The following is a 12,083-nucleotide window of genomic DNA, read 5'->3' on the forward strand; positions in this document are numbered from 1 at the left end:
CATATTGCAAAAAATAAAGTAGTAAAAACAAAAGGTATGAACTACAATAATTTTACAATCAAATCGCAACAAGCAATTGAAAAAGCATTTCAAATTGCTGCAGGAAAACAACAACAGGCTATTGAAACAGGGCATCTATTAAAAGGTGTTTTGGTGGAAGGGGAGAATATTACCAATTTTCTTTTAAAGAAGATGGGAGTTAATGTGGAGCACTTTTCCGTAGTGGTCGATCAGATTTTGGAAAGTTATCCAAAGGTAAGTGGTGGTGAAGCTTATTTATCCAGAGATGCTTCCAATGTTTTGCAGGCAGCAACTGATATTTCCAAAAAAATGGGAGATCAGTTCGTTTCGCTTGAGCATATTTTATTAGGCCTTTTAAAAGGGAAGGATCAAATTTCAAGCCTATTAAAGGATAATCAAATTAATGAGAAGGATCTTACGGTGGCTATCACTGAACTACGAAAAGGAGCAAAGGTCGATTCTCAAACGGCTGAAGATACTTTTAACTCTTTGCGACGATTCGCTGTTGATTTAAATGATAGGGCTAGAAATGGGAAATTAGATCCGGTTATTGGTCGTGATGAGGAAATTCGGAGAATACTGCAGATTTTATCGAGGAGAACGAAAAATAATCCAATTTTAATTGGAGAGCCAGGTGTTGGAAAAACTGCCATCGCCGAAGGTTTAGCGCATCGAATTGTGAAAGGCGATGTGCCGGATAATTTGAAAAACAAACAGGTTTTTTCTTTGGATATGGGAGCACTGATTGCAGGTGCAAAATACAAAGGAGAATTCGAGGAGCGTCTTAAATCTGTGGTGAAAGAGGTGGTAGAATCGGATGGAGACATTGTGCTGTTTATTGATGAAATTCACACCTTGATTGGTGCCGGAAAAGGCGAAGGTGCGATGGATGCAGCCAATATTTTAAAACCGGCTTTGGCAAGAGGAGATTTGAGAGCAATTGGTGCTACTACTTTAGATGAATATCAGAAATACTTCGAAAAAGACAAAGCTTTGGAGAGGCGTTTTCAGAAGGTAATGGTGAACGAGCCCGATACTTTAAGCGCAATTTCCATTCTTCGTGGATTAAAGGAAAGGTATGAGAATCATCATAAGGTTCAAATTAAAGATGAGGCAATTATAGCAGCTGTGGAGCTTTCTCAGCGATACATCTCAGATCGGTTTTTGCCCGATAAGGCAATTGATTTGATTGATGAAGCTGCTGCAAAATTACGTATTGAAATGAATTCCTTGCCTGAAGAGCTGGACGAAATTGAAAGACGTATCAAGCAATTGGAAATTGAGCGAATGGCAATTCAGCGGGAAGGTGATATCAAGAAATTGGAAGATTTATCACGCGAGATCGCTGAACTAAATGATGAGCGCAATAAGTACCGTGCAAAATGGGAAGCCGAGCGAGAGGTGATTGATGGTATTCAGAAGAATAAAGAGGAATTAGAAAATCTGAAGTTCGAATCAGAAAAAGCGGAGCGGGAAGGCGACTATGCCAAAGTGGCTGAAATTCGTTATGGCAGAGTTAAAGAAGTAGAGGCGGAAATCGAGCGTTTGAACGAACAACTGAAAATTAATCAGAATTCCGATGCTATGATTAAAGAAGAGGTTGGAAGTGAAGATATTGCTTATGTCGTATCTCGCTGGACGGGAATACCGGTGAATCGAATGCTGAAAAGCGAAAGACAAAAATTGCTCGGTTTAGAAACTGAACTTCATAAACGTGTGGTTGGACAAGAGGAGGCAATTGCAGCTGTTGCCGATGCTGTTCGTAGAAGTAGAGCCGGATTGCAGGACGCGAAACGACCAATTGGTTCGTTCATTTTTTTAGGCACAACGGGAGTAGGTAAAACAGAGTTGGCGAAAGCATTGGCCGAATTTCTGTTCGATAATGAGAACTACATGACTCGAATCGATATGTCGGAATATCAGGAACGTCATTCGGTATCACGATTAATTGGAGCGCCTCCGGGATATGTTGGTTACGATGAAGGTGGACAATTAACCGAAGCGGTTCGCAGAAAACCTTATTCGGTGGTTCTTCTCGACGAAATCGAAAAAGCGCATCCCGATGTTTTCAATATTTTATTGCAGGTTTTGGATGATGGACGATTAACGGATAATAAAGGTAGAGTGGTTGATTTTAAAAATACCATTATCATCATGACTTCGAATGTTGGTTCTCACCTAATTCAGGAAAAAATTGCGAAGATGAATGCGAATAATAGAGGAGAATTAATTTGGGAAGCCCGAAATGAAGTCCTCGAATTGCTTAAGAAAAGCATTCGTCCTGAGTTTTTAAATCGTATTGATGAAACTATTGTGTTTACTCCTTTAGACAGAGAAGAGGTAAAACAGATTGTTCGCTTACAATTTGAGATGGTAAAGGTGATGCTATTAAAAAACGAAATTAGTATTGAATTGAGCGAAAAGGCTGTTGCTTATCTTGGTAATGTTGGGTTCGATCCGCAATTTGGTGCTCGTCCAATTAAAAGAGTATTGCAAAGAGAGGTGCTTAACGAATTGTCAAAGCAACTTTTGTCGGAAAGCATACTGCCAAATCAACGTATTTTAATCGATGCGGAGGAGGAAGGTTTGGTTTTTCGAAATCAGTAACTATCAAATTGATTTAAAATAGTATGCCTGCTTACATTGTGAGCAGGTTTTTTTTATCGAAAAGTATGGGAACTGGAAAATTTAGTGGTGATTTTTACTATTTCTTTATTATTTCAAACCATTGCGTAGATTTTTTGCTGTTTTTCAGAAGCAATTTTTATAAATTGAAATTTAATTCAATTTCTTTGTTAATTGATAAGTTTTGAAAACTAGTATTGTAACTCTTAAATAGGAACAAATGTCTTCGATAGAATTAAAAAGCAAGTGGCTTGAAAATTATAAAACAGCACCAGCTCAGTTGCAAAAAATGGGCAAAATTAATGGATTAATTAGCGCTTTTAATGCCAATGTTGATGCTGTAATTAAAGTAAACGGTGCAGGCATTCAAAAGCTAATCGCCGAAAACAAGCTGGATATAGATTTGATTCTTGCTGATGGTGAAAATAGTATTCGTTCTAAGGAGGATGCAATAAGGGGGTTTCTGAATTGTTTTAAAAATGGAATTGCCGAAGAGTGGTTGATTGAGGATGTAGAGGTTTTTGAATGGCTTAACAAGCATGTTGGCTACGATAAAATGCAAATGGGAGGCCAAGGAGGTATTGTGGCCAATGTAATGGCTGTATGTGGTGTAAACTCAGTTTACGTGCATTGTGCTTCTGCTCCTAAAGATCAATCTAAATTGTTTTTAGATTTGCCAAATTTGTTAACTAATGATGAAAAGGGTGAAATTAAGCAGGCATCTAAAGTGGATCGCTCTTCCGATTTAGCCTTAATTCATTGGATTATTGAATTTGATAAGGGAGATTCGATCAGCTTGAATGGTGAAACTTTTGTATGTCCGAAAGCAAACCGTTTTATTGCTACTTACGATCCATTAAATTTTAAATTGCATATCGACGAGAATTTTGCAAACAGAATGTCGCAAAAAGATATCAATCCAGAATACATCATTTTATCAGGTTATCAAATGCTTCACGAAACTCTTCATGATGGAACAAAAGGAGTTGAAAGAATCGACTTTTCGAAAGCAATGATTGCCAAATGGAGAGAATCTTGTCCTGAAAGTCTATTGCATCTCGAAGTTGCATCAACTCAGGATAAAGTTATTCGTAAGTATTTAATTAATAGTTTGGTGGAAAGTGTTGATAGTTTGGGTTTTAACGAACGCGAATTAATTGATATTTTAGAAGTAATAGGTGAGGATGAATTGGCACAGAAATGTGAGGAAAATACAAATAGTTCGAACTTGTTTGAGGGAATGTTGAAAATATATGAATATACGAAATGCTCAAGAATGCAATTGCATATGTTTGGTTTGTATCTAACTCTTCAGAAAAAAGAATTTAAAGTGACTCCTATTCAGAATAGAGATGGAATGCAGTTAGCGGCTACTGTTGCAGCAGCTAAAGCAGGTACAGGAGCTATCGATAAAAAAGAGGTTTTACTTTGGGCTAAAGATCATAAAGTGTCCGATGTTGGTTTAAAAGAGTTATCTAGTCTTTCGGAAACTGTATCTAAGTTATTTGGAGCAAATGAATTAATGGAAACGGGGATTTTTAGTAATGAGAAACTGGAAATTATTGCAGTTCCAACTATATTAATTGAAAAGCCTGTTACGCTGGTAGGTATGGGAGATACGATATCTTCGGTATCACTGGTTGGCGCTCGTTAGATCAAAAAGAAATATACTACTTATGACTAAAGGAAGATTCGAAATTAGATGGTTTTGGAACTTCCTTTTTTTGCAGAATAGGGAAAAAAATAGCCCCGGTGGTACTTCGGGGCTAAATTTTGAACTACTTGTGTGGAATAGTTCTTACTAATCTAAATCACTAACTAACTAACTAATCTTTATCCTATTTAAATATCAAAATGCTAATTGGTATTACTCATCGAATAGGGAAGAAACTTTGGATTGGTTCCCCATGTTTTATTTGGTCTTGGACCCATTTCTAAAATTAATTTTGCTCCCTCAATAATAGTGGAGTGTTCAAAATAAGGACCATCTAATGCTGTGCCATTCAATAGTGCCGATTGAATGTATTTATTCTTTGCAGAACAGTTTTTAGCTTGAATTTCTAGCTTTTTGCCATTCCCTAAATCCATTGTAATTTCTTCAAATACCGGACTACCAATATTGTATTCTGGTACGCCTGGTGTTACCGGATAAAATCCCATAGCCGAAAAAACATAGAATGCCGATAAACCACCGCCATCTTCATCTCCGCATATCCCAAAAGGGGAATTGGTGTACCATACTTCCATAAGGGAGCGAATTCTTTTTTGTGTTTTCCATGGAGCTCCCGAATAGTTATACAAATAGGGAATATGCAAACTAGGCTCATTTCCCATTATAAATTGTCCGGTTAAGCCGGTTGCATCTGGAAAAATATCCCAATAATCCCATTTAGGAATCCCGAATGGTTCTACAAATAGCTGATCCAGCTTGGTGTTAAATTTTTCATTTCCACCCATTAAATCTATTAATCCGGCAATATCGTGCTGAATGTCCCAAGTGTAGGTCCAGGCATTATTTTCGGCAAAGTAATCTCTTCCTCCCAATCCGCCCGATAATTTAGGGTCAAATGGTTGAATCCATTCTCCATCTGCCGATTTAGGAGCCATAAATCCTATTTCGGGATTAAAATGGTTTTTATAATTATTTGCTTTGTTTGAGAAAAGTTGTAGGTCTTCTTTTTTATTCAAATCCTTTGCTAGTTGAGCAATGCACCAATCGTCGTAACTATGACCTAATGTTAGAGCTACAGCTTGGCGTTTTTCCCATTTATGTACTTCTTTTACCCATTCTTTTTCGCCAGGTTTAAGGGCTGGGAAAAAGCCATTTTTGTGATAAAAAGTATCCAATTCTGTGGCAGGACCGTTTTTCCATGGCAACATGGTAGCTTCTAGTTCATTCTTTTTTAGGCCTTCAAATGCTTTATCGACATTAAATTCTCGTATATTTTTAAAGTAAGCATCTGTAATAATCGAAGCGGCATGATTTCCATTCATACAGGTATGATCGCCTGTAAATAAAGGGAAGGATGGCATCCAACCACCTTGCTCATACATTTTAATGTAGGAAGTTATTTTTTTGCTTTGGTTTTCCGGATCAAGAAGAAGCATTAATGGATGCGTGGCTCTGTAAGTATCCCAAACCCAGTCGTCAACAAAAAAATCAACACCATTATCGGAATGTATTTTCTGATCGTAATTGCTAAAGTATTTGCCGTTTTCAGAAATATTCACCATTCTTTCATAACAGCGGTACAATGCTGTGTAGAAAACTGTTTTCTGGTCTTCACTTCCCCCTTTTACAAGTATTTTACTTAAAGCCTTGTTCCATATCTGCTTATGCAATTCTTTATATTTTTCGAAATTCCAATCTGGTGTTTCAGATTCTAGATGATTTTCAGCTTCACTAGTCGAAATATACGAAACCGCTATTTTTAGTTGTAGTGGTTTCGAAGTATCGTCAAATCTAAAAAAAGTTCCAATTTGATTTCCTGAGATTTTTTTACTTTTTGAGTTTAATTTATTTGAGTCTAAAGTACCATATTCCGATAGGTTTTGGTCAAATTTTATGGCAAAATATACTTTTACAGGATGTTCAAGATCAACACCATCAACAGCAGTAATCATATCAAATCCCGTAATCGTTTTCTCTTTTGGGGAAATATGAAATTCTCCATTATTTCTACTCTGTAAGTATAAATTGGCAGGCATATCCTTTGTAAAAGTAAATCGAGAGAAGGAAACATGCTCACTTGCAGTTAGTTCCATTTGCATGTCAGATTCTTCTAAAAGAACCGAATAGTAATAGGGACTTACTGTTTCCTGATCATGGTCGTAATAGGACTCCCAATCTTCAGCTCTAGGCGAAGTAGGATTCTGTGAAATCATGAATTTTCCGATTGTTCCTTTTCTATGAGAAACAATAGAGAATGGAAAATGGGTAATTTTTTCGCTTTGATATCCTTTCGGTTCTTTGGATATTCGCATCATACTGTTGGGAAGATGCACCAACGGAATTGTTGGTTCTAGCATATGACCGATGCCTCCGATATTTGGATTGACATAGTCGACAACGCTCTTTTGACCAAATAGAGTCAAAGAGAAAAGTAGAGAGAGTAGTAGTGTTACTTTTTTCATGAAAAACGTATTCTGTGTAATAAATTCGGTTCAAAAATATACGAAAGCAATTAATTTTAATTTAATTGTAGATTAACTTGATAAACTAAATTATTAATCAATAGTAATTGTATCGTTTAGCATTCCTATAATCAGGTAATTGACTTGTGTTCGATAAACGAAATAATTTTTGCGCTAAATTTAAGTTTGTAAAACTATTTAAATATTTCTCTTCAGAGAAATATAGGTTTCAATATGGATATTGGTTTTAGTAAAGAGGTGAATTTTTATAATATTTAGCCTTAAATATGGTATTCGGATTGTTTTTATTCGGAATAAAAGAAAAATGGGTAGTATTGAGTGAGAAAAAGATGAAAACGTTTGCGTAAACCAAATATTTACACTTATATTGTGAATTCTTTGTGAGAAAAACGAAAAATACCATTTGTAATCACATGGAATCACACTTTTTTTTGCTCATCATTTATTTGATGAGTTCTTACTAACCACTAACTAATCACTAACAAGTAGATCCTGTTTATTCTAAATAAGCAGGATCTTTTTTTTTATCTTTTTATTCAAATTACCTTTACTCCCAATTTTAAAACTTTTAAAAGGAAAAAAATTCTGATGAGGAGTTTCTGTTGTAAATGTTTCTTTGATAAAAATAAAGCTTTAGGAAATCAAATTGTAAGATATATAAATACTTACGAAATTAAGTTGGATTAATAACAGGTTGATTTGCAATCGTTTCCAATAGGTGTTTTATAACACTAAAGATTTCAGGTAAAAATACCCGAAAGTGCTTTGAATTGTATCGAAAGACACCAAAATTTGCAGTAGCAAATAATACATATCACACAAAAACTAATTAACAAATATCTACTAACAATGACACCCAAGTTTAAAGCGCAAGCCGGAACTTTTGAATCAAGCGATATTATGATTCTAATAGAACCTCTTGAAAAAGATTCTGGTCGCAAAGTTGATATCTCTTCTACTGTAATGTTACAGTTCGAAGCTGATATTAAAGCTACAATAAACAAAGTACTTGATACGCTTCAAGTTAAGGATCTTCACCTTATTGCTAAGGATAAAGGAGCATTAACTCAGACAATTGAAGCACGAGTTGAAACAGCAGTTAAACGATCTTTAGGTATTCAGGAGGGGACAATGTAATGGTAAAGAAAAAAAGACGTTCAATGTTGTATATTCCTGGTAATAACCCGGCAATGATTCAACAAGCAGGAGTTTATGGTTGCGATGCAGTACTTCTCGATTTAGAAGACGCAGTGGCCTTAAATCAGAAGGATGCTGCGAGAATATTGGTTCGCAACATGCTTAAAACAGTTAATTTTTACGATACCGAAGTATGTGTACGTGTAAATAATTTTCATACTCCGTTTGGATTGACAGATTTGGAGGAAATCGTGCCTTTGCAACCAGATAATATCCGTTTTCCAAAAACGGAAACGGTTGCCGATGTTAAGGAATTTATGAAAGAAGTTCGACGCATCGAAAAAGAACATGGCATTAAGAATCCAAGCATGACTATTCATGTGATGATTGAAACGGCTAAAGGAGTTGCAAATGTATACGATATTGCAACTGCCGATCCTAGAATCGATGCTATTACTATTGGAGGACAGGATTTAACTGCTGATATGGGAATCATTAAAACACCAGATGGTGTTGGAATCGATTATGCACGTAAACGAATTGTGATGGCTGGAAAAGCCAACGATTTAGACGTTTTAGATACTATTTTTGCTGATGTGAACGATGATGAAGGTTTGCGTGAGGAAACTGAATATATTAAAAAAATAGGTTTTGCAGGAAAAGCACTTATTAATCCACGTCAGGTGGATGTTGTTCATGAGGTGTTTAACCCTACCGAAAACGAGGTGCGTAAAGCGTATCGTGTTTACTCTGAGTATATTAAAAATAAAAAAGCTGGCATTGGAGTTTTTGCAATTGATGGCAAAATGGTAGATGCTCCGGTTGTTCAAAGAGCAATTACGGTTTTGGAATTTGCCAAAATAGATTTGAAAGAAATTGAAAAGAATGCTGGTTAGTTTTTAAGCTTAGATTTAAAACGTAGACAAATGAAAAATGCAATAGGAGTTGAAATTCCTGAATATATAGAAGGCCTTGGGAAACTTGAACCTTTCCAGGGAGTTTGGAAAAGTATTATTGAAGATGAAGTTCCATCAACAAATATTTCGAGAACCCTTAAGGCTAAAAAACCGCATGCATCCAAACTTTGTAAAACTTTGGAAGAAGCGATTAAAAAATGCAAGCCTTTTGATGGAATGACAGTTACTTGTCATCACCATTTAAGAGGTGGAGATGGTGTGTTGATGAAAGCCATTCAAATATTAGATGAGATGGGGATCAAGGATATTACCTTAGCATCTTCTTCTCTTACCTCGGCTCACGATGGCTTAGTTCCTTACGTCGAAAAAGGAATGATTACTCGAATATTTACTTCGGGTATTCGTGGTGCTTTAGGCGATACAATATCAGTTGGAAAGTTAAAATATCCTGCAATTATTCATTCGCATGGTGGTCGCGTGCGCGATTTCTTAACTGGAAGAATTAAACCCGATTTGTCGGTATTAGCAGCTTCTGCAGCCGATGAAGAAGGAAATGCAACTGGTGCTCATGGACCATCCGCTTTTGGATCTATGGGATATGCTGATATTGATGCCCGATACTCTAGAAACGTAATTGTTGTTACCGATAATTTGGTAGAGTATCCATGTATTCCTTCTACAGTGCGTCAACATTTTATCGATTATGTGGTAAAAGTGGATAGTATTGGTGATGCAACAAAAATTGCTTCGGGAACTACTCGTATTACCAATTCGCCAATGGATTTACGTATTGCACGTATAGCAGCAACTGTAATCGAACATTCAGGTTTGTTCAAAAACGGCATGTCGTTTCAGGTTGGTGCTGGTGGTGCTTCATTGGCAGTTGCCAAATTTCTTCGCGAAGATATGAAGCGAAAAAGCATAATCGGTAGTTTCATGATAGGTGGAGTAACTTCCTATGGTGTTGATATGTTGAACGAGGGTTTATTCCATTCTATTTTTGATGTGCAGTCTTTTGATGCCGCAGTAAGTTCATCGGTATTAAATAATCCAAATCATATCGAGATTTCCTGCGATCAATATGCAAATCCAAATAACTGTGGATCCATGACTAATAAGTTGGATGTAGTTGTTTTAGGAGCATTGGAGGTAGATGTAGATTTCAATGTAAATGTAATTACTGGTTCATCGGGAGAAATTAGAGGTGCTTCGGGAGGACATTCTGATACCGCATCGGGAGCAAACCTAACAGTTGTTGTTTGTCCTTCGTTTCGTGGTCGTTTACCAATTGTAAAAGATCGCGTTCACACCGTTGTTACACCAGGCGAAAGTGTTGATGTTATTGTAACTGAAAGAGGCGTATGTGTTAATCCAGCGAAACCAAATTTGGCCGCGAAGCTTAAGGAAGCTGGGGTAAAGGTAGTCGATATCCGCGACCTGAAGGAGGAAGTGGAAAAAATGACGGGAATACCAGCCGAAAAGCAATTAGGAGATCAGATTGTAGCTTTGGTTGAATATCGCGATGGAACAATTATTGATGTTATATATAATGTGAAGAATCTCTCTTAAGCTAAGCTTGGTTCATGCATATGAAATAGTTTACACCCTATTTGTTAAGAACATTTAGGGTGTATCTGTAAACAGGAAGCACATAAAATGGAGAAAGTAGTAAGAGAAATTTTAGAGGCTAAAGATAACAGGTCGAAAGAGAGGCAGAAGTTAGCCGAAAAGGGTGATGTTTCGCTAAGTCTAACTATTAATATTCCTGGTATTCCAAAATCGAACGATCAGATTAATATGTTTTTTTTAGATTGTTTATCTGATTTAAAGCGCTTTTTACTTTCTTATCGAATTATTATTGATGAAAAAAGAGAAATTACCCTTTGCGACGCAGCGGGGGATTTTTATTTAGTTCCTATTCTGAGTAAAGAAATTTCTGCAATTAAAATAAAAGAGATTGCAGAAGTTTACGAATCAGAACATTCTTTAGGCAGACTTATAGATGTTGATATTACAGATGAAAAAGGCAATCCTATTTCATCTGAAAAAGCCAAGATCTGCTATTTTTGTAAGCTACATCCTGCCGTGTTTTGCATGAGAATGCAAACGCACAAATATGAAGAAATGAGAAAGGTTATTGCGAATGATATTTCTTACTTTTTGCAGGAAAAAAGGAAAAATAGAGTGTGTAAAGATTTGTCGGCATTTGCATTAAAAGCAATTCTTCATGAGGTTTCTCTTTCACCTAAGCCTGGATTGGTGGATCGTTTTTCCAATGGATCTCATTCGGATATGGATTTTTCAACATTTTTAAACTCAAGTGCTGTATTGTCTGTCTATTTTAAAGAAATTGCTGAATTCGGTTATGCCTATTCATCAGAGAATTGTAAAAATGCTCTGCCAAAGTTAAGACAGATTGGTTTGCAAATGGAAGAGGATATGTTCATGGAAACTTGTGGCGTTAATACGCATAAGGGAGCGATCTTTTTGTTGGGTTTTTCGCTGTTTGTAAGTGCTAATTTAATCAGCAATCAAAACTTTTCTTACCATTCGTTTGTTAATCAGATAAAGGAGCTAAATGGTAATTTGGTGGAGAAGGAGTTGGGAAAGAAACTATACAGCAATAAAAAAACACATGGAGAAGAGTGTTTTGAGAAATTTGGAAATAAAGGGAAAGGAATTCGAGGCGAAATTCAGGCTGGATTGCCTTGTGTTTTTAATTATGCAATTCCTGTTTTAAGTTCTCATTTCGATAATATGACTATAGCAAGCAATGAGCTTATTAAGAATGGATTGCTGCAAGCTTTGTTACTATTAATTGTACACAACAACGATAGTAATATTTTGTATCGTAAAGGAGAAAAAGTACTTAAAGAGTTAAAGGATATTGCTCAGCAGGCATTTAATCTCTATGAGACTGAATATTTTAGTGCAAAATATCAGGATTTAGTTTATTATTGCGAAGAGAATAAAATATCTCCAGGTGGTTCTGCCGATTTACTAGCGGTTACTTTTTTTATCTATATGGTGAATAAAAAATACAATTAGAATTGGTTCAATACAAATAGCAGTCGAATAATAAAACAACATTTGTCATACTTTATGCACCTGTAAATACCTTTCATAACATATAAATAGAAGAGAGGAATTGTTCTGAAATTCATATTATTGAATATTGAAACAAATGAAGTTAATCACACAAATAAACTACTAAAACTAACAAATAAG

Annotated in this window: 7 protein-coding genes; 6 read left to right on the top strand and 1 reads right to left on the bottom strand. The window is 35.9% G+C overall.

Annotated features, from left to right (window positions below; all coding sequences use genetic code 11):
* The first annotated feature begins 36 nt into the window (after window positions 1–36).
* Window positions 37–2,628: an ATP-dependent chaperone ClpB gene (clpB, locus tag BZG02_RS17430; protein WP_101263036.1), complete on the top strand. Its 2,592-nt coding sequence runs from the start codon at window positions 37–39 to the stop codon at window positions 2,626–2,628.
* A gap of 238 nt (window positions 2,629–2,866) precedes the next feature.
* The gene (locus tag BZG02_RS17440) at window positions 2,867–4,300 is read left to right on the top strand and encodes an ADP-dependent glucokinase/phosphofructokinase (RefSeq protein ID WP_101263038.1); all 1,434 of its coding nucleotides are present in this window, start codon (window positions 2,867–2,869) and stop codon (window positions 4,298–4,300) included.
* Window positions 4,301–4,503: 203 nt separating this feature from the next.
* Here the strand turns inward: BZG02_RS17440 and BZG02_RS17445 are convergent, their stop codons facing one another.
* Window positions 4,504–6,780, bottom strand: a complete 2,277-nt coding sequence (locus tag BZG02_RS17445; RefSeq protein ID WP_101263039.1) for a GH92 family glycosyl hydrolase — start codon at window positions 6,778–6,780, stop codon at window positions 4,504–4,506.
* An 870-nt stretch (window positions 6,781–7,650) separates the two neighbouring features.
* Here BZG02_RS17445 and citD point away from each other — a divergent pair.
* From citD to BZG02_RS17465, 4 genes are all read left to right on the top strand, one after another.
* A complete protein-coding gene (citD, locus tag BZG02_RS17450) occupies window positions 7,651–7,938 on the top strand; it encodes a citrate lyase acyl carrier protein (protein ID WP_101263040.1) in 288 nt (95 codons plus the stop codon).
* Window positions 7,939–7,961: 23 nt separating this feature from the next.
* Complete coding sequence (locus BZG02_RS17455; protein WP_218972291.1) at window positions 7,962–8,834, top strand: HpcH/HpaI aldolase/citrate lyase family protein; 873 nt, start codon at window positions 7,962–7,964, stop codon at window positions 8,832–8,834.
* Between the two features lie 30 nt (window positions 8,835–8,864).
* Window positions 8,865–10,424, top strand: coding sequence for a citrate lyase subunit alpha (gene citF, locus BZG02_RS17460; protein WP_101263042.1), 1,560 nt, complete (start codon window positions 8,865–8,867; stop codon window positions 10,422–10,424).
* Window positions 10,425–10,511: 87 nt separating this feature from the next.
* Complete coding sequence (locus BZG02_RS17465) at window positions 10,512–11,903, top strand: triphosphoribosyl-dephospho-CoA synthase (protein WP_101263043.1); 1,392 nt, start codon at window positions 10,512–10,514, stop codon at window positions 11,901–11,903.
* Window positions 11,904–12,083 lie beyond the last annotated feature (180 nt).

The sequence above is a fragment of the Labilibaculum filiforme genome, from assembly GCF_002843315.1.
Classification (GTDB): Bacteria; Bacteroidota; Bacteroidia; order Bacteroidales; family Marinifilaceae; genus Labilibaculum; species Labilibaculum filiforme.